This window comes from Methylosinus trichosporium OB3b, from assembly GCF_002752655.1.
GTDB lineage: Bacteria > Pseudomonadota > Alphaproteobacteria > Rhizobiales > Beijerinckiaceae > Methylosinus > Methylosinus trichosporium.
Genome location: NZ_CP023737.1, coordinates 994,385 through 1,015,364, shown reverse-complemented (window position 1 = coordinate 1,015,364; position 20,980 = coordinate 994,385). Strand labels below are relative to the sequence as shown.

Annotated in this window: 23 protein-coding genes; 4 read left to right on the top strand and 19 right to left on the bottom strand. The window is 66.6% G+C overall.

All coding sequences use genetic code 11. The features are described 5' to 3' along the window. Positions 1-223 precede the first annotated feature (223 nt). Complete coding sequence (locus CQW49_RS04895; protein WP_065083615.1) at positions 224-913, top strand: Crp/Fnr family transcriptional regulator; 690 nt, start codon at positions 224-226, stop codon at positions 911-913. A 163-nt stretch (positions 914-1,076) separates the two neighbouring features. On the opposite strand, the gene CQW49_RS04890 is transcribed toward CQW49_RS04895, so the two are convergent. The 13 genes from CQW49_RS04890 to CQW49_RS04830 form a co-directional block, all read right to left on the bottom strand. Then, positions 1,077-2,579, bottom strand: coding sequence for an ammonium transporter (locus CQW49_RS04890; RefSeq protein ID WP_003610682.1), 1,503 nt, complete (start codon positions 2,577-2,579; stop codon positions 1,077-1,079). A gap of 31 nt (positions 2,580-2,610) precedes the next feature. Then, positions 2,611-2,949, bottom strand: coding sequence for a P-II family nitrogen regulator (locus CQW49_RS04885; RefSeq protein ID WP_003610684.1), 339 nt, complete (start codon positions 2,947-2,949; stop codon positions 2,611-2,613). A 312-nt stretch (positions 2,950-3,261) separates the two neighbouring features. Continuing rightward, positions 3,262-4,137 (bottom strand): acyl-CoA thioesterase, encoded by an 876-nt coding sequence (locus CQW49_RS04880; RefSeq protein ID WP_003610686.1) that lies wholly within the window; start codon positions 4,135-4,137, stop codon positions 3,262-3,264. Continuing rightward, entirely contained in the window at positions 4,134-4,364 is a 231-nt protein-coding gene (locus tag CQW49_RS04875) for a Trm112 family protein (protein ID WP_003610688.1), read from the bottom strand. The genes CQW49_RS04880 and CQW49_RS04875 overlap by 4 nt, the downstream gene beginning before the upstream one ends. A gap of 39 nt (positions 4,365-4,403) precedes the next feature. Continuing rightward, positions 4,404-5,072, bottom strand: a complete 669-nt coding sequence (locus tag CQW49_RS04870; RefSeq protein ID WP_003610690.1) for an LON peptidase substrate-binding domain-containing protein — start codon at positions 5,070-5,072, stop codon at positions 4,404-4,406. Positions 5,073-5,105: 33 nt separating this feature from the next. Next, positions 5,106-5,996 (bottom strand): thioredoxin family protein, encoded by an 891-nt coding sequence (locus CQW49_RS04865; RefSeq protein WP_003610691.1) that lies wholly within the window; start codon positions 5,994-5,996, stop codon positions 5,106-5,108. A 57-nt stretch (positions 5,997-6,053) separates the two neighbouring features. After that, on the bottom strand, positions 6,054-6,782 hold the full coding sequence (gene trmB / locus CQW49_RS04860) for a tRNA (guanosine(46)-N7)-methyltransferase TrmB (RefSeq protein ID WP_051418782.1): 729 nt from the start codon (positions 6,780-6,782) through the stop codon (positions 6,054-6,056). Further along, the gene (gene metK / locus CQW49_RS04855; protein WP_099831742.1) at positions 6,779-7,975 is read right to left on the bottom strand and encodes a methionine adenosyltransferase; all 1,197 of its coding nucleotides are present in this window, start codon (positions 7,973-7,975) and stop codon (positions 6,779-6,781) included. Before metK ends, trmB begins: the two co-directional genes overlap by 4 nt. A gap of 121 nt (positions 7,976-8,096) precedes the next feature. Continuing rightward, positions 8,097-8,534: a helix-turn-helix domain-containing protein gene (locus CQW49_RS04850; protein WP_003610697.1), complete on the bottom strand. Its 438-nt coding sequence runs from the start codon at positions 8,532-8,534 to the stop codon at positions 8,097-8,099. A gap of 131 nt (positions 8,535-8,665) precedes the next feature. After that, positions 8,666-10,324 (bottom strand): apolipoprotein N-acyltransferase, encoded by a 1,659-nt coding sequence (gene lnt / locus CQW49_RS04845; protein ID WP_003610700.1) that lies wholly within the window; start codon positions 10,322-10,324, stop codon positions 8,666-8,668. An 86-nt stretch (positions 10,325-10,410) separates the two neighbouring features. Then, positions 10,411-11,160 carry a hypothetical protein gene (locus CQW49_RS04840; RefSeq protein ID WP_003610702.1) on the bottom strand — a complete coding sequence of 250 codons (750 nt, stop codon included), beginning with the start codon at positions 11,158-11,160 and terminating at the stop codon, positions 10,411-10,413. 60 nt (positions 11,161-11,220) lie between these two features. Further along, a complete protein-coding gene (locus tag CQW49_RS04835) occupies positions 11,221-11,964 on the bottom strand; it encodes a hypothetical protein (RefSeq protein WP_003610704.1) in 744 nt (247 codons plus the stop codon). 54 nt (positions 11,965-12,018) lie between these two features. Continuing rightward, positions 12,019-12,762 carry a hypothetical protein gene (locus CQW49_RS04830; protein ID WP_003610705.1) on the bottom strand — a complete coding sequence of 248 codons (744 nt, stop codon included), beginning with the start codon at positions 12,760-12,762 and terminating at the stop codon, positions 12,019-12,021. 116 nt (positions 12,763-12,878) lie between these two features. On the opposite strand from CQW49_RS04830, the gene CQW49_RS04825 reads away from it, so the two are divergent. Both CQW49_RS04825 and CQW49_RS04820 read left to right on the top strand, forming a co-directional pair. Then, a complete protein-coding gene (locus CQW49_RS04825) occupies positions 12,879-13,340 on the top strand; it encodes a flavodoxin family protein (protein WP_003610706.1) in 462 nt (153 codons plus the stop codon). A gap of 127 nt (positions 13,341-13,467) precedes the next feature. Next, positions 13,468-14,517, top strand: a complete 1,050-nt coding sequence (locus CQW49_RS04820) for an AI-2E family transporter (protein WP_003610707.1) — start codon at positions 13,468-13,470, stop codon at positions 14,515-14,517. Positions 14,518-14,526: 9 nt separating this feature from the next. Here the strand turns inward: CQW49_RS04820 and CQW49_RS04815 are convergent, their stop codons facing one another. After that, entirely contained in the window at positions 14,527-14,790 is a 264-nt protein-coding gene (locus CQW49_RS04815) for an Imm74 family immunity protein (protein ID WP_003610708.1), read from the bottom strand. Between the two features lie 77 nt (positions 14,791-14,867). Beyond that, positions 14,868-15,923, bottom strand: a complete 1,056-nt coding sequence (gene mutY, locus CQW49_RS04810) for an A/G-specific adenine glycosylase (RefSeq protein ID WP_003610709.1) — start codon at positions 15,921-15,923, stop codon at positions 14,868-14,870. A 180-nt stretch (positions 15,924-16,103) separates the two neighbouring features. Between mutY and CQW49_RS04805 the strand changes: the two genes are divergently transcribed. Next, entirely contained in the window at positions 16,104-16,598 is a 495-nt protein-coding gene (locus tag CQW49_RS04805) for a DUF721 domain-containing protein (RefSeq protein ID WP_003610710.1), read from the top strand. Between the two features lie 208 nt (positions 16,599-16,806). On the opposite strand, the gene CQW49_RS04800 is transcribed toward CQW49_RS04805, so the two are convergent. From CQW49_RS04800 to kdsB, 4 genes are all read right to left on the bottom strand, one after another. Then, complete coding sequence (locus tag CQW49_RS04800) at positions 16,807-17,115, bottom strand: hypothetical protein (protein ID WP_003610711.1); 309 nt, start codon at positions 17,113-17,115, stop codon at positions 16,807-16,809. A gap of 219 nt (positions 17,116-17,334) precedes the next feature. Next, complete coding sequence (locus CQW49_RS04795; protein ID WP_003610713.1) at positions 17,335-19,419, bottom strand: phosphocholine-specific phospholipase C; 2,085 nt, start codon at positions 19,417-19,419, stop codon at positions 17,335-17,337. Positions 19,420-19,527: 108 nt separating this feature from the next. Beyond that, positions 19,528-20,160: a histidine phosphatase family protein gene (locus tag CQW49_RS04790; protein ID WP_003610715.1), complete on the bottom strand. Its 633-nt coding sequence runs from the start codon at positions 20,158-20,160 to the stop codon at positions 19,528-19,530. Continuing rightward, positions 20,161-20,949: a 3-deoxy-manno-octulosonate cytidylyltransferase gene (gene kdsB, locus CQW49_RS04785; RefSeq protein WP_003610717.1), complete on the bottom strand. Its 789-nt coding sequence runs from the start codon at positions 20,947-20,949 to the stop codon at positions 20,161-20,163. Positions 20,950-20,980: the final 31 nt, after the last annotated feature.

Sequence of the window (20,980 nt, the reverse complement as noted above, 5' to 3'; positions counted from 1 at the left end):
TAGAGGCGCGGAATTATCGCCGACGGCGCTAAGGCCTCGACACGCGCGCCCTCGATCGCGATTCGCGGGCAAGCGGCGACGCCCCGCCTTCATTCGCCTGACGCTCGACGCGGCGGAAAAACTTTGGCAATGTTATTTCTCGTAACCAATTGACGGACGATATGGGCTTCTCGGCGCTCTCCGGGGAAGGGACCCGGTCCATGGCGAGGAAGGGCGGACCGCGGTGAACTCGCTGCAGCGCATCCCGTTTTTCGAAGGACTCGACGCCGAGGAGGCCGAGCGCGTCGCGCGCAAATGCGTGTTTCGCCGCTATGACGAGCGTGAGCTCGTCGTCGATTATGACGATCCCTCGAATGACGTTTATTTCATCGTCTCGGGCGAGCTGCGCGTGCTGATCCGCACGCCGGCCGGCAAGGAGGTCATATTGACCGATCTGCGGCCGGGGCAGATCTTCGGCGAGATGGCGGCGGTCGACGGCGCCGTGCGCTCGGCCAATGTTTCCGCGCTGACGCGCGCCGAGCTCTGCATCATGTCGGCGGCGGTGTTCAAGAATGTGGTGTTCTCGCAACCGGCGGTGTGTGAGCGGCTGCTGCGCCTGCTCACCAAGCGCGTGCGCGACCTCAACGCCCGGCTGTTCGAGCGCTCGGTGCTCGATCTCAAGCATCGGCTCTATGCGGAGCTGCTGCGTCTCGCCGCGCCGCGCAAGGGCTTCGACGGTCAGTCGATCATCTCGCCGCCGCCGCTGCAGCACGATCTCGCCGCCCGCATCGGCTGCCGCCGCGAGCAGGTCAATCGAGAGGTGCAGGCGATGGTGCAGGAGGGCCTCGCCGAGAAGGTGAGGGGCGGGCTGGTGCTGCTGCGTCCAGCCCTGCTCGAGCAGCGCGTGTCGGAGAGTCTCGAGCAGGCGGGGTGACGCGGGGGAGAGCGTCCGAAGAGCGAGCCTGAAGGCTCGCGGTCCAAAACCCGGCTCTGGACCGCGAGCCTTCAGGCTCGCTCTTTCAGTCCCGGCCCGGTCCCCCAAACGAAGAACGGCGCCCGTGGGCGCCGTTCGCTTGCTGCGGATGGGCGGCTTCCGATCAGTAATTGTAGGCGCGCTCGCCGTGCTCGGCGATGTCGAGACCCTCGCGCTCCTGATCCGGAGCGACGCGCAGGCCGATGATCACGTCGACGAGCTTGTAGAGGATCGCCGAGCCGATGCCCGAGTAGAGGATCGTCGCGCCGACCGCGGTCGCCTGCGAGATCATCTGCTGCGCCATGTCGTATTTGCCCGCGAAGTTCTCGCCGATATTGGTGTAGTCGACGACGCCGGTGCCGCCGAGATCGGGGCTCACCAGAATGCCGGTCGCGAGAGCGCCGGTGATGCCGCCGATGGCGTGGACGCCGAACACGTCGAGCGAGTCGTCATAGCCGAAGAAGTTCTTCACCTTGGAGACGAAGAACAGGCTGAGCGGCGAGACGAGGAGGCCGAGGACGATGGAGCCCATCGGGCCGGCGAAGCCGGAGGCCGGGGTCACCGCGACGAGGCCGGCGACCGCGCCCGAGATCAGGCCGAGCAGCGAGGGCTTGCCCTTCAGCGCCCATTCGGTCAGCAGCCAGGAGAGACCCGCCGCAGCGGTCGCCACCATGGTGTTGACGAAGGCGAGCGCCGTCGTGCCGTTGCACTCGAGGTTGGAGCCGGCGTTGAAGCCGAACCAGCCGACCCACAGCAGCGAGGCGCCGATCATGGACAGCGTCAGCGAGTGGGGCGGCAGCGCCTCCTTGCCATAGCCGATGCGCTTGCCGATGATCAGCGCGCCGACGAAGCCGGCGATGCCGGCGTTGATGTGGACGACTGTGCCGCCGGCGAAGTCCAGCGCGCCCGTGCCATGCATCCAGGGCGCGAGGCCGCCGGCGATCCAGCCGACGGAGGCCAGGATCGTGTCGATATCGCCCTGAGCCGCGGCTTTCGCCTCTTCCGTGCCCGCCGCGGCGAGCTTGGTGGCCGCGTCGACCAGCGCGTTCGGATCGGCGACGCCCCACACCCAATGCGCGACCGGGAAGTAGATGATGGTCACCCAGAGGATGACGAACACGAAGGCCGCCGAGAATTTGATGCGCTCGGCGAAAGCGCCGATGATCAGCGCCGGCGTGATCATCGCGAAGGTCATCTGGAACACCATATAGGCGTATTCCGGAATGACGACGCCCGGCGTGAAGGTCGGCACATTGGACGAGACGTCGACGCCCTTCAGGAACAGCTTGTTGAAGCCGCCGATGTAATTGTTGAGCGGGCCGCCGTCGCCGAAGGCCAGCGAATAGCCGTAGAGCGTCCACAGGACGCCGACGAGCGAAACGATCGCGAAGGTTTGCGTCAGCACCGACAGCGCGTTCTTCGAGCGCACGAGGCCGCCATAGAACAGCGCGAGCCCGGGGATCGACATCATCAGCACGAGCAGGGTGGAGGTGAGCATCCAAGCCGTGTCGCCGGGCTTGGGCGTCGGATCGTTGCCAGCGAAGGCGGGTTCGGCGGCGACTGCGGCGATCGCGACGCCCATGAGTATCGAAGCCGCAGACAGGCCTCGAGGCAAACGAAGTCTCATTGGGAACTCCTGGTGATTTTTCGGGAGAGTGTCAGAGCGCGTCGGCGTCGCGCTCGCCGGTGCGGATGCGGATCGTCTGCTCGAGCGGAAGAACGAAAATCTTGCCGTCGCCGATCTGGCCGGTATGCGCCGCGGTCGTGATCGCCTCGATCGCCTTGGCGACGAGCTCCGAGGTCACCGCCACCTCGATTTTCAGCTTCGGCAAGAAGCTCACGGCGTATTCGGCGCCGCGGTAGATCTCGGTATGCCCTTTCTGCCGTCCATATCCCTTGACTTCCGTCACGGTGAGGCCGTGCACGCCGATATTCGTCAACGCGTCGCGGACCTCATCGAGCTTGAAGGGCTTGATGATCGCTGTCACGATTTTCATCTGCCTATCCTTGTTTTTTCGACCTGCATGGCGTGCGCCGACGCGTCGAGAGCGACGGCGTCGGTGCGGCAATGGCCAAGACGAGCACCGTCGTGCTCACGGCCATGGCCTTCAAATGGCGTGCCAGAGGTAATAAGGCGCCGCCGACGCCGGGAGTCGCACGGTCCCGGCCGGAAAACAACGAGGTCGGTGGAAGATCATTCCGTCTGCGAGACGTCGTGCCCGCCATTCGCCGATGCGCGAGAGCGGTGAGACGGTCGAGCGGCGCCTGAAATCATGCAGCTGGCGCCTATCACATAAGCAGATGCGGGCTCACCCTCGCGGCGGACGCTCGCGGATGAGACCTTCCTGCGCGACCGAGGCGACGAGCCGTCCGTCCAATGTGTAGACGAGCCCGCGCGTCAACGCCCGCGCGCCGGCGGCCGTCGGGCTGTCCTGCGCATAGAGCAGCCATTGGTCCGCGCGGAACGGCCGATGGAACCATACGGCGTGATCGAGGCTCGCCACCTGCAGATCGCGATCGAAGATGGAGCGGCCGTGAATGACCAGCGCGGTGTTGAGCAAGGTCATGTCGGAGAGATAGGCGAGCACGCCGCGATGGGTCGCGTCGTCGTCGGGCAGGGCGCCGATCACGCGGAACCAGATGAATTGTTGAGCAGGCGTCTGGGGTGTGTGCGAAAAATAGGCGCTCGGATCGGAAAAGCGGATGTCGAGCGCCGACGTTCGAGCGATGCATTCGGCGGCCATGGGCGGCAGGAAGGAGGCGAAGCGCTCGGCGAGCGCGCTCGTCGTCGGCAGGCTCTCGGGCGGCGGCGCGTTCGGGGCCGGAAATGCGTGCTCGAAACCCGGCTCGACGATCTGGAACGAGGCCTCCATCGAAAAAATGGCGCGGCCGTGCTGGCTGGCGACGACGCGCCGCGTCGTGAAGCTCGCCCCGTCGCGCACGCGCTCGACCGCATAATCGATCGGCGCAGCGGCGTCGCCGGCGAGGATGAAATAGGCGTGCAGCGAATGGACGACGCGCTCGCGCGGCGTCGTGCGCTGGGCCGCCACCAGCGCCTGCCCGACCGCCTGGCCGCCATAGACGCGCCCGGTCGCCCAGGGGCTGGAGCCGCGAAAGCGATCCTCGCCGATCTCTTCGAGGTGAAGGACCCGGAGCAGGGCGCTCGGTTCAGCGGCGGCGCTCAATCGATGCGCCGCGCTTCTTCCGGCAGCATGATCGGAATGCCGTCGCGGATCGGATAGGCGAGGCGCGCCGGGCGCGAGATCAGCTCCTGCCGCGCGGCGTCATATTCCAGCGTCGATTTGGTCAAGGGGCAGACGAGAATCTCGAGGAGGCGCGGATCGACCTTGGTCGCCTCGGGAGCCGGCGCCTCGTCGGCGGGCTCGCTTTGCTTGTCTGCGTCTTCCATCATAGCCCTGCCTCCCGCCATGGCGAAGCGCTGGCGCGCGCGTCAGTGGAAATGCGGCGGCTCGTCGCTGTTCTGCGCGAGATCGAGCTCGGCGAGCGCGACGAGCATCTCCGCACGCGATTTGAGGTCGATCGCCTCGAGCAGCGCTTGCTTCTCATTGGCGCCGAACGGGCTCATCATCGCCAGCGCATTGACCAGCGCCTCATTGGGCGCCGCGTCTATGCTGCTCCAATCGACCTCGAGCTTGGAGCCTTCGGCGAATTCGCGCAACATGCGGATCATACCGGAACGGTCGACGTCCTCCTCGCCGGCGCCCGGCTCGAGATCGAAGAGGAAGCGCTCGTAGCTGACGCGGCATTTGCGATAGGGGAGCGTCGACGGCAGCTCCTCCATGATGTCGAAACGGGCGATTCCCGTGAGCGAGATCATATAGCGGCCATCGCCCGTCTCGAGGAAGCGGGTGATGCGGCCGGCGCAGCCGGTCCGGTGCAGCGCCGGCGCCGCCTCGCGCTCATCCTCGCCGGACAGAGGCTGAATCATGCCGATCACGCGCTGCGACGCGATGGCGTCGTCGATCATGGCGAGATAGCGCGGCTCGAAAATATTGAGCGGCAGCTCGCCGCGCGGCAGCAGCAGCGCGCGCGTCAGCGGAAACACCGGAAGCACTTCCGGCAGTCCGTTCGCATCTTTGTAGGGACGGTTGACGCTCATTTGGGCCGCGCAGCGATCGACGCCACTCCTCTCTCAGGAGAACAATAGCGACGACAGGCGTCGTCTGGCGCCGATGGTCGCCTTATCGAGCGGACCCCAGGCGTCGAAGAATTGGATGAGCTGCTTCCTCGCCCCATCGTCGCTCCAACTACGGTCCTTGCGGATGATGTCAAGGAGCGCCGTCGCGGCGTCATCGCGCTTGCCCTTGGCGTTGAGCGCCAGAGCGAGATCGAAGCGCGCTTGCAGATCATCGGGATCGAAGGCGATGCGCCTTTGCAATTCGTCGACCTCGTCGAGCTCGGAGGCGCGCAGCGCATTCTCGAGCGTCGCCGCCGCGGCCGCGACGCCGGCGTCTCCGGCGAGCTCGGCCGCAAGCCCCTCGAGCAACGCCTGCGCCTCGGCGAGGCGATCCTGCTCGACGAGCAGCCGGGCGAGCTCCGCCACGGCTTTCGGCAGCGGCGGGTCGCGCGAGACGAGATCGGTCAGAATGGCTTCGGCGCCGGCGAGATCGCCTTCGCCGATCAGCGCCTCGGCGACGAGGAAAGCGTCAGCGCCCTCGTCCTCGAGCGGGCCGACGAGCCGCTCGACGAAGCCGCGCAGCTGAGTCTCGGGCAGGGCGCCGACGAAGCCGTCGGCGGGTCGGCCGCGCACGAAGGCGATCACGGCGGGGATCGATTTGATCCCGAGCTGGCCGGCGATCTCCGGATGGTCGTCGATGTTCATCTTGACGAGCTTCACCTTGCCGCCGGCCGCCTTGACGGCGCGTTCGAGCGCCGGCGCGAGCTGCTTGCAAGGGCCGCACCACGGAGCCCAGAAGTCGACCAGCACGGGCTGGCGCAACGAAGCTTCCATCACATCGGCGCGAAATCCCGCCGTCGTCGTCTCTTGCGCGCCATCGCCCGCGCCGAATGCTTCCGTCGCCATTGTAGCGAATCTCCCGCCGAGACGGCGTCATCGACGCCTTTGGAACATCCCGCGTCCTCAACGCCTCGCGAATGTCAGATAGACCGGTTTGCGGCCGGCCGCCATCGCTTTCGCCTCGTATTTCGTCTGCGTCCAACCGTCCCAGGGCGAGAGCCAGTCCTGCGCCGACTGCGCGCGCCAGTCGAAATCGGGCGAGGCGGCGAGGCGCGCCAGCGTCCAGCCGGCATAATCGTCTATGTCGGTCGCAAAGCGCAATTGCGCGCCCGGCGTCATGACGCGGGCGAGCTTGGCGAGATTGTCCGGCGAGACGAGGCGGCGCTTGCGGTGGCGCCGCTTCGGCCAGGGATCGGGATAGAACAGATAGACGCGCGCGAGGCTGGCGTCCGGCAGCCAGTCGACGACCTCGATGGCGTCGCCCTGGCGCAGGCGAATATTGCCGAGGCCCTCCGCGGCGATGCGCGCGAGCAGGCGGGCCATGCCGTTGACGAAGGGCTCGCAGCCGATGAAGCCGACGTCCGGGTTGCGCGCCGCGGTCGCGATCAGATGCTCGCCGCCGCCGAAGCCGATCTCGAGACGCGTCTCGCGCACTCGCGAATCGAACAGCGCCCGCGCGTCATGCGGCGCGGGCGCGCTGAGATCGAGCAGCAGCTTCGGCAGCAGCTCGTCGATGAGGCGGGCCTGGCCGGGCCGCAGCGCCTTGCCCTTGCTGCGCCCATAGAGGCGGCGAGGCGTGAAATCCTCGCCCGCCGCCGCCCCGCTCCGCCCCTGCGTCTTGTCTCCGCTCAGGAGAAATGCGCCTTCAGCGCGTCGGCGAGGTCGGTCTTCTCCCAGGAGAAGCCGCCCTCCGCGTCCGGCGTCCGGCCGAAATGGCCATAGGCCGAGGTGCGGGCGTAGATCGGCTTATTGAACTGGAGATGCTCTCTGATGCCGCGCGGCGACAGCCGCATGATCTGCGGCAGCACCGCTTCCAGCTTGTCCTCCGCGACCTGACCGGTTCCGTGCAGATCGACATAGATCGACAGGGGCTCGGCGACGCCGATCGCATAGGAGAGCTGCAGCGTCGCGCGATCGGCGAGGCCGGCGGCGACGATGTTCTTGGCGAGATAGCGGGCCGCATAGGCCGCCGAGCGGTCGACCTTGGTCGGATCCTTGCCCGAGAAGGCGCCGCCGCCATGCGGGGCCGCGCCGCCGTAAGTGTCGACGATGATCTTGCGGCCGGTGAGGCCGGCGTCGCCGTCCGGGCCGCCGATGTGGAACTTGCCGGTCGGATTGACGTGCCAGACCGTCTCCTTGGTGATCCAGCCGGACGGCAGCGCCGCGACGATATAGGGCTCGACGAGCTTGCGAATATCCTGCGGCGAGAGGCTCTCGTCGGTGTGCTGATGCGACAGCACGATCTGCGTCGCCTCCACCGGCTTGCCGTTCTCATAGCGCAGCGTCACCTGGCTCTTGGCGTCCGGGCCGAGGCCCTTCTCCTTGCCGGAGTGGCGCGCCTGGGCGAGGCTCTCGAGAATCTTGTGGGCGTAATAGAGCGGCGCCGGCATCAGATCCGGCGTCTCGCGCACGGCGTAGCCGAACATGATGCCCTGGTCGCCCGCGCCTTCGTCCTTGTTGCCGGCGGCGTCGACGCCCTGGGCGATGTCCGCCGACTGGGCGTGCAGCAGCACCTCGACATCGGCGTGCTGCCAGTGGAAGCCGTCCTGCTCATAGCCGATCGCGTGAATGGCCTTGCGGGCGACGTCGACGATCTGCTCCTTGGGAATGGCCGGGCCGCGCACCTCGCCGGCGATCACCACGCGATTGGTGGTGGAGAGAGTCTCGGCCGCGACGCGGATCAGATAGGGATCGACGCCGAATTTGGCCCCCTCACGAAAGAAAAGATCGACGATCTCGTCCGAGATGCGGTCGCAAACCTTGTCGGGATGACCCTCGGAAACCGACTCGCTCGTGAAAAGATAGTTCTGTCGCGTCACGTCCATCTCCGTCTGCGCGTGGAACCGTCCTCGGGCCATCGCGGTTCGGTAGATCAGTACAGGCGCGAGCCCGCTCGTCAAGTCGCGCTCTATCGGAGGCTCCGTACGCCGGCGCCGTCCGGCGCGGCTATTTCGCGGCGTCCTCGCCGCCCGCGGGGACGCCGTCCTCGCTCTGGTCGGCGAGGGTGGAGATGAGATCGATCACCCGCTTGCGCACCTTCGGGTCCTTGATGCGGGCGAAAGCGCGGTTGAGATGCAGCCCCTCGGCCGTGGACAGGAACTCGACCACATATTGCGACGAGGATTCCTCGGCGAAGCCGTCGCCCGGCGCGCCCACCGACGGCGCGCCATCGAAGAAGAAGGACGGCGGGACGTTCAGCGTCTTCGAAATCTGCTGAAGCCGGCTCGCGCCGATGCGATTGGTGCCCTTCTCGTATTTCTGCACTTGCTGGAAGGTCAGCCCCAGCGCTTCGCCGAGCTTCTCCTGGCTCATTTTCAGCAAGACGCGCTGCATGCGCACGCGGCTTCCGACATGCCGGTCTATCGGATCGGGCGCCTTCTTCACTGCGTTTGATCTCCCTTGCCCAACTCACCGACTTCGGTCGGATAGAATTGAATTACCATCGGGTTCGACAGCCTGTCACGTCGGCGCCCGCGCGGCGCCGACGGTTCGCCATTAAGCACCCGCTCGAGCCGTCAAGTCAAACCCGCAAACCCGCGAACACGCCCCAGAGCCGCAAAAATTATTGTGAAGAACCAAAGCGTTGAAGTCCAGAGAAAAGGATGGAGGGCAAAGGGAGGCGGGCTCGCCGGCTTGGGCAGACGGCCGTCGAGCACATCTTCGACTCCGAGTGGCAGAGCGCCGAGAATTCGCCCATATGGATCGACGATGGCGGAGACGCCCGTATTGGCCGCGCGCACCAGCGGCAGACCCTCCTCGATGGCGCGCAGGCGCGCCTGGGCGAAGTGCTGATAGGGCCCGCTGGTCGCGCCGAACCAGCCGTCATTGGTGACGTTGAGCAGAAATTGCGGCCGCTCCGGCCCGTCGGGCTCGACGGTCTCGCCGGGGAAGATCGCCTCATAGCAGACGAGCGGCGCGGCGAGCGGCAGGCCGGGCGCGCGCAGGCGCCGCGGGCCGGCGCCTGCGTCCCAGACTCCGGGCACGAGATGGGTGGCGCCGAGCGGCCCGAGCAGGCCGGCGAGCGGCAGATATTCGCCGAAGGGCACGAGATGAATCTTGTCATAGGCGGCGACGATGCGGCCGCGCTGCAAGGCGAGAATGGCGTTGAAGATTTTCGTGCGGCGCGCCCCGCCCGGCGCGTCCTCGACACGCGCGGCGCCGGTCAGCAGCGTCGCATTCTGCAGCGTCGCGGCGATGCGCGCCATTGCCTGCGGCTCACGCGAGAGGATGAAGGGAAAGGCCGATTCCGGCCAGATCACATGCGTCACATCGGCGACGCCGGAATGGCCCGGGGCTATGGCTCGGTCGGTGAGCTCGAGATAGCGGCGCAGAATCTCGCCGCCGTTCTCCGGCTTGAATTTGGCGTCCTGCGGCAGATTGGGCTGCATCAGCCGCAGCGTCACGCCGTCGACGAAGCCGCTCTCGCCGCGCAGGAGGCGCAGGCCCCCGTAGACGCCCATTGCGGCGGTGAGGATCAGAGCGACGAGGATCGCCGGCGTCATCCGCCGCCTTCCGCCGTCGGCGAGCGTGGCGGGCGCGGCGAACAGGATCACCGCGAGAATGTCGAGCCCGTGCAGGCCGACGAGCGCCGCCGTCTGGTCGAGCACGGGGACGCTCGCCAGCGCCATGCCGACATCATTCCAGGGGAAGCCGGTCATCACATGGCCGCGCAGCCATTCGGAGGCGGAGAGCCCGGCGGCGAGCGCGAAGACGCGCAGCGAGCCCGGCGTCCACAGCAGCCGGGCGAGGGCGAAGCCGAGCGCGGTGAAGCAGGCGAGGCCGGCCGGCACGCCGATGACGGCGAGCGGCAGCGCCCAAGCGAATTGATCGGCCTGCACCAGCAGCGCGGCGCCGAGCCACCAGAGGCCGGCGAGGAAATAGCCGAAGCCGAGCCACCAGCCGGCCGCCGCCGCGGACAGCATCGAGCCCCGGGCGAAGGAGAGCGCGCCCGCGCCGCGCGCCGCCGCCGCACCGTCGAGCAGCCAGACGGCGGCGCACATGGGGACGGCCATCGCGGGCGCGAAATCGATCGGCGCGAGGGCGAGCGCTCCGCAGGCGCCGGCGAGAAAGGCGATCCCCCGCCGCGTCCAGCCCTCGGCGAGGATGACGCGCTGGGGAAGAGTGAGGGCGGGCCGCGCGCCCGCGCCATCCGTTGTGATCGAAGCCTGCGTCATGGAGTCCTGCTCGATTCGAGACAGGGCGATCCTAGCCGCTTCCCGCCCCGCGCCCTAGAGCTTCGCGCGAGCGGGCGACGACGCGCTCATTTCGGCGCGATCTGATAGACTTTCATGATCGTGGGAGATTGTCGCTCGAAGAGATACCAGTTCGGATCGGCGACCTGGAAAGTCTGGCCCGGCAGTTTTATTTCTTCGTGCTTGCCGACGTCGTTGGAGGAGTAGGTCTCGTATTCGTCCACGAACATTTGGATCATGGATGAATCGGCGATCCCACTTTCAATGTACAACCAGCGTGCGACTCCGTCCGCGCTCGGGTCGAAGACATACAGAAAATATTTCGAAACGAAGCTCGTCCCGCGGCGAACCGGCTTCAACATCATGAAAAGCAGTCCGCCCGGAAGCGCCGCCGCAGGTCTCGCCAGTGTGTAGAGATTAGGGCAGAGGTTGTGGGCCTCATTATAGGACAAGATGCAGTCGCTGGCGGTGATCTGAACCGCGTCCGGCAGGTTTTCCTTGATCATGGCCGACGAACGGGAAAGCGAGATCAGCGTCACGCCGACAGGCGGCGGCGGGACCGTCGGAAGCGGTATGGACGGCGTCGAAGGCGTCCTCAGAACAATCTGGTTCGAGATCGCATAGACTGCCGGCGACGCGGAGCCGATCGGCGTCGCCGCCCCATAGGTGAATTTGTTCTGGGCCCAGCCCGCCGGCGGCGTGGCGACATAGCCTTGCAGCTGGGTCTCGTCGATGGTGCGCCTCAGCGTTTTCGTCGCCGCAAGCACTGTCGACGCCGAGATCATCAGTCCCGCGACGACGCAAATCGTTTTTTTCATGGATGCGATCCTTCGATCATCCCTGATGAATGTCATGATGCGGAATGGCGCGCGGCGCCCTTACTTCGGCGCGATCTGATAGGCCTGCACGACGGTGGGAGACTGTCGCTTGAAGAGAAGCCAGTTCGGATCGGCGACCTTGAAGGTCTGGCCCGGGATGTTCATTTCGCTCGAGCCTACGCGCACCCCGGAAGGGTCGATGGACTCGTCCCCGAGCAGGTCGAGAATGGCTTTGTCGGCGAGCCCGTCCTTCACGAGCAGCCAGCGTTCGGCGCCGACCGCGCTCGGATCGAACACATATTCCCAATATTTCGGTGAGGTGCTTTTTTTATACAGAACCGGCTTTATGATCATAACAACGAGGGCGCCCGGCAGCGCCGCAGAGGGCCTCGCGACGACATAGAGAGCAGGGCATGTATCGGGTGTGCCGTAGACCAGAAGGTTGCAGTCGCTGGCCTTCACTTGAACGGCGTCCGGCAGGTTTTCTTTTGTGAGAACGTTTCGCGACAGCGAGATCAGCGTCAAGCCACTGGGCGGCGGAGGCGCCGTCGGGGGCGTGGCGTTGGAGCCGGCGGTTTCCAGCAGCGAGCTTTGTCTCGAGATCGCATAGACTGCCGGCGACGCCGAGCCGATCGGCGTCGCGGCCCCGTACACGAAGCGGGTGGGAGCCCAGCCGGCCGGCGGCGTGGCGACATATCCTTGCAGCTGGGTTTCGTCGATGGTGCGCTTCAGCGTCGCCGTTCCCGCTGGCGCGGTCGACGCCGAGATCATCAGTCCCGCGACGACGCAAATCGTTTTTTTCATGGATGCGATCCTTCGATCATCCCTGATGAAAGTCATGATGCAGTATGGCGCGGCTCATTTCGGCGCGATCTGATAGACCTGCACGACGGTCGGAGACTGTCGCTTGAAGAGATACCAGTTCACATCGGCGACCTTGAAGGTCTGGCCCGGGATGTTCACTTCGCTCGCTCTGCCGCGCGCTCCGGAAACGTTGTCGGCAGCCTCGTCCACGAACAAATTCACCATAGGGGTGTCGCTGAGACCGTCCTGCACGAGCCGCCAGCGGTCCGCGCCGACCGCGCTCGGATCGAAGACATATTCCCAATATTTCAGATAAGCGCCATTCCTGTACACGACCGGCTTCATGACCAAGACGACGAGGCCGCCCGGCAGAGCCGCTGCGGGCCGCGCGGCGGTGTAGAGATAGGGGCACACTTTGGAAACGCCATAGGCCGAAAAAACGCAGTCGCTGGCCGTTATCTGGACGGCGTCCGGCAGGTTTTCTCTGGTCAGGGCGTAGCGCGAGAGCGAGATCAATGTCAGACCGGCGAGTGGCGGAGGCGTGGTCGGAGGCGGGGCGTAGGGATTGAAGGCGTTGCGCAGGAACATGCGGTTCGAGATCGCATAGACCGCCGGATTCGCCGAGCCGGTCGGCGTGGCGGCGCCATAGATGAATGCTGTGGGCGCCCAGCCGGTCGGCGGCGTCGCGACATATCCCTGCAGCTGGGTCTCGTCGATGGTGCGTTTGAGCGTTTTCGTCGCCGTCCATCCCGGCGCGGCGAAGGTCAGCAATGCGACGATGCAGATCGATTTTTTCATCAATGTGGTCCTGTGCAATGAATATCGCGCGGCGGAAGCGGAAGCGCCATGCGCGAGCCGAACCATAAGAGACATGGCCGCGATTGTCGAGCTTACGTTCGGGGAGAAAAGCGCGAATGACGACAAAACGCCTGCTCGTCGTCGCCCATGCGCCGTCGCCGAACACGCTGCGGCTGCGTGAGGCTGCGCGCGCCGGAGCGGACGAGATCGCCGGCGTCGAGACCTTGTGCCTCGCGCCGCTCGCGACGACGCCGGACGATGTGCTGGGCGCCCACGCGATCCTCATCGGGACCACCGAGAACCTCGGCTATATGAGCGGCGCGCTGAAGGATTTTTTCGACCGCTGCTATTATCCCTGCCTCGAGCGCACGCAGGGGCTCCCTTATGTGCTCTATGTGCGCGCCGGCAGCGACGGGACCGGAGCGCGGCGCAGCGTCGAGAGCGTCGCGACCGGCCTGCGCTGGCGCAAGGTCCAGGAGCCGCTGATCCTGCGCGGCGAATGGCGCGAGGACTTCGTCGACGCTTGCCGCGAGCTGGGGATGGCGATGGCGGCGGGTCTCGAGGCGGGGATCTTCTAGTCTAGTGGCGTGCTTCAGCCGATTTGAGAGGGCTGAAAGAGCGAGCCTGAAGGCTCGCTCTCTGAGCTTATCAATTTCGATGACGCAGACCACGAGTGCTCCGCGAGAGCGCGCAGAGGAGTGGGCGATGCAGAACCGGCAGATTTTCGCTTTGCTGCTGCTCGGCGTCGTCGTCGGGCTCGGCCTCTTCGTGGTCAGCCCGTTTTTAACGCCGCTGGCCTGGGCCGCCATCCTCGCTTATGCGACCTATCCGGTCTATCGCCGCATCTTGCGCGCGAGCGGAAATCGCCCCTCGCTCGCCGCGACCTTCGCCACTTTGCTTCTGGTGGTGGTGCTGGTGGTCCCGGTGGCCTTTCTGCTGGTGCGCCTGCAGTCCGATCTCGCCGAAGCCTATCGCGAGCTGTCGAGCCAATTCGCCGATGAGCCGATCGTGCTTCCCGATGCGGTCGCCCGCTTTCCCGTCGTCGGCCCAGCTCTCGACGACATGCTGAACACGATCTGGAACGATCCGGAGCGGCGCCGCGAGCAGGTGAAGGAGTGGATCGAGCCGTGGATGAGCGGACTCGCCAGAACGCTCGGCATGATCGGCCGCAGCCTCGCGCAGATCGCGCTGACCGCCATAGCGCTGTTCTTTTTCTACCGTGACGGCGCGCTCGTGGTCGAGGAGCTGCGCGCCGGCCTGCGGAAGGTGGTGGGCGCGTCCGCCGATAATTACGTCCGCGCCATCGGCGCCACGACGCAGGCGGTGGTGTCGGGGGTGATCGTCAGCGCTTTGTTTCAGGGCCTCATCGCCGGTGTGGGCTATGCCGTCGTCGGCGTCGGCACGCCCATTCTGCTCGGCGCGCTGACCGCGGTGGCGGCGCTCGTGCCCTTCATCGGCACCTGGGCGGTCTGGGCTCCGGTCGGCGTCTATCTGCTGGTCGTCGGCCAGACCGGCGCCGGGGTCGCGCTGCTGGCCTGGGGCGGGCTGGTGGTGAGCTGGGTCGACAATATCATCAAGCCGCTGCTGATCAGCAGCGCCGCCGACATTCCTCTCGTCATCGTGCTGTTCGGCGTGCTCGGCGGCCTGCTGGCCTTCGGCTTCGTCGGCCTGTTTCTCGGGCCGCTGATCCTCGCCGTGCTGCTCTCGATTTGGCGCGAATGGCTGGCCGGCGACGCGCCCGCGGGCGGCGCCTGACCGCGGACCTCAATCGAAGGTCACGCTGAGCCCTCGCCGGTCCAGCTCCTCCTCGATCGCCTCCAAAATCTTCTGCAACTCGACGATGTCGATCGAGATCTCGTCGTCGGGGGCGTCCCAATTGTCGATCTCGTCGAGGCGGATGAAGAAATCGCTCTCGTCGTCGGCGTCGGGCGGCGGCGAGGAATTCACGATCGTCAGCGTCTTGCCCTGCGAGCGGACGCGGATCGCCCCTTCCGTCATTTCCACCGTGATCGCCTTGCCCCGCGCCATGCAGCCCTCCGCTCTCGCATTTTTTCCTTCGAGCGAATTCTGATCGATCGAACGACGCCGTTCGATCGGAAAACGCTCTACTCCAAACCCAGCCCGGCGTGCGCCGCCACCTTGCGCATCAACGTCGGCAGGCCTTCGGCCTCGAGACGCCCGAGCTCCGTCCAGCGGCAATTCTCGATTCCGGGCCGCGGCGGCGGGAGCGTCGCGCGGAAGATGGTCAGCCGCAACGAAAAATGTGTGAACACATGCTCGACCATCCCCGGCAATTCGCGCCATGGCGCCGCGGCCGGCGCATGGGCGCGGGCTTTCCTCGGGTCGAAATCGGCGCGGAAGGGGGTCGAGGGAAATTCCGCCATGCCGCCGAGCAGGCCGCGCGGCGGCCGCGTGCGGATCAGCGCCGCCCCATCGCTCAGCAGCACGAAGGCGGCGCCGCGCCGCTCGGGCTTTTGCGTCTTGGGCGGCTTGACGGGAAAGGCCTCGGCGTCGCCGCTCCGCTCCGCCGCGCAGGCGCCGTGGAACGGACAGTCCCCGCAGCGCGGCCCGCGCGGTGTGCAGACCGTCGCCCCGAGGTCCATCAGCGCTTGGGTGAAATCGCCGGCGCGCCGGCCGGGAAAGAGGCTCTGCGCCTGCTCGCGCAATTCGGCCTTGGCCTCGCGCGCCGGCCGCTCGATGGCGAAGAGCCGCGCGACGACGCGCTCGACATTGCCGTCGACGGCGACCACGGGCGCGTCATAGGCGATAGCGGCGATCGCCGCCGCCGTATAGGGACCGACGCCGGGCAGCGCCAGCAGCTCGCGCTGCTCGCGCGGAAAGGCGCCGCGCGCGGCGATCGCGCGCGCGCAGGCGTGGAGATTGCGCGCCCGCGCGTAATAGCCGAGGCCGGCCCAGGCCTTCATCACCTCCTCCTGCGGCGCGGCGGCCAGCGCCGCGACATCCGGCCAGCGGGCGAGAAAGGCGGCGAAATAGGGCTTCACGGCCTCCACCGTGGTCTGCTGCAGCATGATCTCGGAGAGCCAGACGGCGTAAGGGTCGGCGGTCTCGCCCGCGCGCGCGCGCCAGGGCAGGGCGCGCCGGCGCCGGTCGTACCAACGCAGCAGGGCGAGCGGATCGGGCTTGGCGGGGGCGCTTCGCATGAGATAACGTCCATAGAGCGCTTTCCGATCGAACGAAATCGTTCGATCGATCAGAATTCGCTCGAATGAAAAAATGCTAGAGCGCTTTCCGGTCGAACGAAATCGTTCGACCGATCAGAATTCGCTCGAAGGAAAGAATGCTGGAGCGACATCGCGTCCCCTGCCGCGAGGAACGAGCCAATGGCGGAGAAATACAGAGGATCTCGGACGCTCGGCGAGCTCGTCGACCGAGCGATCGATCCGCTGGCGGCGCGCCAGGGTTTCGGCGAGGCGGCGCTGATCCTGCGCTGGGAGGCGGTGGTGGGCGCGCGGCTCGCCGCCATTTGCGAGCCGATCAAGCTGCAATGGCCGCCGCGGGCGAAGAACCGCGCAGCCGAGAAGAAGGATGAGCCGGCGACGCTGATTCTGCGCGTCGAGCCGGGCTTTAGCCTCGACATCCAGCATATGGCCGGGTCGATCCTCGACCGGGTGAACACGCATCTGGGCTGGCGCTGCGTCGCGCGGCTGACGATGCGCCAGGAGCGGCTGACGGCGCGCCGCAAGGCGCCGCATCGCGCTCCCCTGGTCGACGCCGCGACGCGCGCGCGCGCAGCCGCGGTGACGGATGGCGTCGCCGACGAGGCGCTGCGCGCCGCGCTCACGCGCCTCGGCGAGCAGGCGCTGCGAGCGCGGTGACTTGCGGGCGCCCGGACCGCGAGCCTTCAGGCTCGCCCCTTTCACACCCAATAAAAATATCTCGATGTGAACCCGCGGAAGCTGCGGCCGTCATTGCGAGCGCAGCGAAGCATTTCAGAGCCGCGGGGCGACTTCTGGGTTGCTTCGTCGCTTCGCTTCTCGCAATGACGCCGCCCCGATCATCTCGGCTTCTCGTGATGCGGTAGAATTACTGCAGGATCCAATAAATATCCGGATTGCCGCGGATATGCGCCTTGACCACCCGCATGAAGAGCGGCGTCATCTCGATGACGACGTCGTCGCCCGCCAGCATCCGGCAGTCGTCGCTCTTGACGCCGCGCGCGAACAACTCCTGCGCGGCGGCGAGGTCGCCCAGATCGGTGAGCTCGACGAGGCGTCGCATATTGTCCCGGTCCTTGCAGGCGGCGAGGCCGGGAACCAGCGCCACTTGCGCCAGCGCGCTGGAAACGAAAAGCGGCGCGAGCGCCGTCAATGAGAGAAGGCGAACCCGTTTCATCTTCAAGTCTCCATCTCGAAAAAAGCTTTCGCCGGTCGAAATGAGCGAATCGGCTATCCTATCGTCGCTCATTCGCGACGAAAAAGCGCTCCGAAATGTCGCGTGGGGCAGGGGCCCGGCGCGTGCGCCGAACAAAGAAGAGGGCGGACGCCGTCTCCGGCGTCCGCCCTCTCGAATGCGAGGAGGGACGCGCGTCCCTCCGTCTCGTCCTTGCCCGCGTCAGGCGATGGCGGGGAAGCCGCTCCGGGCGAAAGCCGGATCGCTGGTGCTGACCTTGCCATTCTCCACATGGCCGGCGAGGCGACGCGCGAAGCCCCGATCGGAAGCGACCGAGATCGAGAGGTCGTACCAGCCATGGCTGGCGCCGAGCCGCCACAGCTTCACGACGCGCTCGGCCGGCGTGAGCAGCTTGCGGAAGGCGCCCGTCACGCCATAGGCGTCGGCGACCGATATCGAGACCGGGCCGAGGCCGCGGTTCACGATGGTCAGCTCGATCCCGACCTCCGGCTGCGTCACATATTTCGCGCTCACCTCGAGAGTGGCGCGGCTGGCCTCGGAGCCGCCCTTGAAGCGGCGGAAGAAGCCGTTGGGGCCGTGGACCGTGAAGGCGTAGTCCTTGCTCGTCTGGAATCTGAGGCCCGAGACCAGCGACTTGCCGGCCTCGACCGTATAGCTCCAGGGGCCGGCCGAGGCCTGCGCCGAGCGCACATGGAAGCAGGCGGCGGCGGCGCCGGTATTGACGAATTCGAATTTGAGCGAGGCGCGATCCGTGGTCAGGGAGCCCTTCGCATCCAGCTCATAGGGCAGGGGCCGGGCGTAACGCAGGCCGGGCTCCTGAACGGGGACGGCCTGATTGGCCGGCGGCACGGGCGTATAGCTCGGATGACGCTCGCGATCGCGCGGCCCGAAGCCCGTCGTCGACGGCAGGAAGACGACGCCGGTGAAGGTCTTCGAGAAATCGAAGGCGGAGGTCAGATCGCCGCAGACCGCGCGGCGCCAGGGCGAGATCTGCGTCTCGGCGACGCCGAAGCGCTTCTCGATGAAGCGAAGGACCGAAGTGTGGTCGAACACTTGCGAGCACACATAGCCGCCCTTGCTCCAGGGCGAGACGACGATCATGGGAACGCGTGCGCCGAGGCCATAGGGGCCGGCGGCGTAGGTCGAGCCGCCCGGATAGATTTCATTGGTCGTCGCGACGGTGGAGCGCCCCTGCGCCGATGTCGCCGGCGCGGTCGGCGGCACCACGTGATCGAAGAAGCCGTCGTTCTCGTCGTAATTGATGAGTAGAGCGGTCTTGCTCCACACATTCGCATTGGCGGTCAGAGCGTCGAGGACCTTCGAGATATACCAGGCGCCGAAATTCGACGGCCAGTTCGGATGCTCTGTGTAGGACTCGGGCGCGGCGATCCAGGAGACCTGCGGCAGCTTGTTGTGCAGCACATCGTCGCGCAGAATCTCGAACAGATTGCCGCTCGCGGAGATATTGGTGCCGCGCCGCGCCTTCTCATAGAGCGGCGAGCCCGGCAGCGCGTTCTGATATTGATGGAAGTAGAGCAGCGAGTTGTCGCCGTAATTGCCGATATAGGGATTGTCGCCCCAGCCCCACCAATGCTCGCCGTCGAGCCCCGCGCCGATATCCTGATAGACCTTCCAGGAGACGCCGGCCTGCTCCAAGAGCTCCGGATAGGTGCGCCAGTCGTAGCCGGCTTCCGAATTGTCGACGACCGGACCGCCATTGGCGCCATCGTTGCCGTCCCAGCCGCTCCACAGATAATAACGATTGGGGTCGGTCGCGCCCATCACCGAGCAATGATAGGCGTCGCAGATGGTGAAGGCTTCCGCCAGAGCGAAGTGGAACGGAAGGTCGCCGCGCGACAGATGCGCCATGGTGTGGCGGCCCTTGGCCGGGACCCATTGGTCATATTTGCCGTTGTTCCAGGCCTGATGCGCATCCGGCCAGTTATGCGGCGTGCCTTCGAGGAACTTGTCGCCGAGCGGACGCGTGTCGGGCCGGAACGGCAGCACCTCGCCGGCGCCATCGGGCTGGCGCCACACCGGCTTGCCATTGGGCAGCAGCACCGGACGCGGATCGCCGAAGCCGCGCACGCCGCGCAGCGTGCCGAAGTAATGATCGAAGGAGCGGTTCTCCTGCGTCAGCACGACGATATGCTCGATGTCGTTGATCGTGCCGGTCGCGGCATTCGCCGGAATCGCCAGCGCGCGCTCGATGCTCTGTGAAAACGCCGTGGCGAGAGTGGCGCCGCCGACGAGGCGCAAGAAATCGCGACGATCTGGAGTTGTCATGGTTGTCAGGCCCCTTTTGGTTTCCCCGGGAGGCCGAATAAGCCGCACGCGCTACATAGCGGTGACGTTCCTGTTCAAGGATGATGACAGTCGCAAACGAGCGAGCCTTCAAGCTCGCTCTCCCGACGCGAGCTCGCTCGGCCGCGCATTCCACAGCGCGATGGAGAATCCCTGCGCGTCGGTCTCGACGATCGACAGGCTTCCCGTCCGCATCTTCGCGTCTCGCCGCGCGAGTCCGTAGATCTCGCCGAAGCATCGCAGCACGCCGCCGCTGGAGACGAGCATGATCGTGTCGCCGTCCGTATGAGCCGCGCGCAGCGACGCGAGCAGGCCCTCCAAGCGCGCGCGCAATTGCGCTTCATCGGGCGACCAGCCGGCGCCCTGCGGCCAAATTCCATCCCGCTCCCATGCGTCGACTTCCGGCGCGCCGCGCAGCGAACGAATCTCGTCCGAGGTGAGGCCCTCCCAGGCGCCGTAATCGATCTCGATCAGCCGCGGCTCGATCTCGATCGACGCCGGCGCAAAGCCGGCGGCGGCGAGCGCGGCGCTCTCGCGTGTGCGCGTGAGCGGCCCCGCGATAATGCGCGCAGGATGGACATGCATCGCGGCGAGCGCGCGGCCGACCGCCTCGGCCTGCTCGCGGCCTGACGCGACGAGCGCAGGATCGCTTCGCGCGCCGATCCAGCGCACGGCGTCGCCGGGACCAAAAGTGTTTCCGTGCCGCGCGAGGATCAGCCGCATTCAGCGGCGCCCGGCGACGAGCTCGCCCTCGGCGGCGATCAGCGCCTCGACGAGCGCGACATCCTCGCGCGTGTCGACGGAGGCGTGCGTTCGGCCCTGATAGTCGATGAGCACGATGCGGATGCGCATCCCATTCTCGAGCGCGCGCAGCTGCTCGAGACCCTCGGCGCGCTCGAGCGGCGTCGGCGCGGCGCGCGCGTATTTGTCGAGCCCGGCGCGCCGAAAGCCATAGAGGCCGATATGGCGGTGAACCGGCGCGGCGGCGTCGCGGCCCGGAAATGGAATGACGCTCTTGGAAAAATACAGCGCGTTGGCGTTGCGGTCGAAGACGACCGTGGTTCCGCTCGTCGGCGAGATCTGCTTATGCGCGATGAAGTCGCCGAGCGCGCGCGCGTCGAGCCGGATCGCCGGCGTCGCCATGTCGATGTCGGGATCGGTCTCGAGCGCGTCGATCAGCGCGTCGAGCACCCAGGGCGGCGTCAGCACGGCGTCGCCCTGCAATCCGATGATGATTTCCGCCTCGAGGCCGAGCGTCGCCGCGGCTTCATGCACGCGCTCCGTGCCATTGCGGCAGCTGCCCGAGGTGAGCACGGCCTCCGCGCCGAAGCCGGCGGCATGGGCGAGAACGCGCTCGTCCTCGCTGGCGATCACGACGCGCGAGCAGAAGCGCGCGGCGCGGGCGATGCGCCACACGCGCTCCAGCATCGACATGCCGGCGATCATCTGCAGCGGCTTGCCGGGAAAGCGGGAGGAGCCGTAGCGCGCCGGAATGATGATCGCTGCGGACATGTCTCGTCTCAAAAAGAAGCGAGCCTGAAGG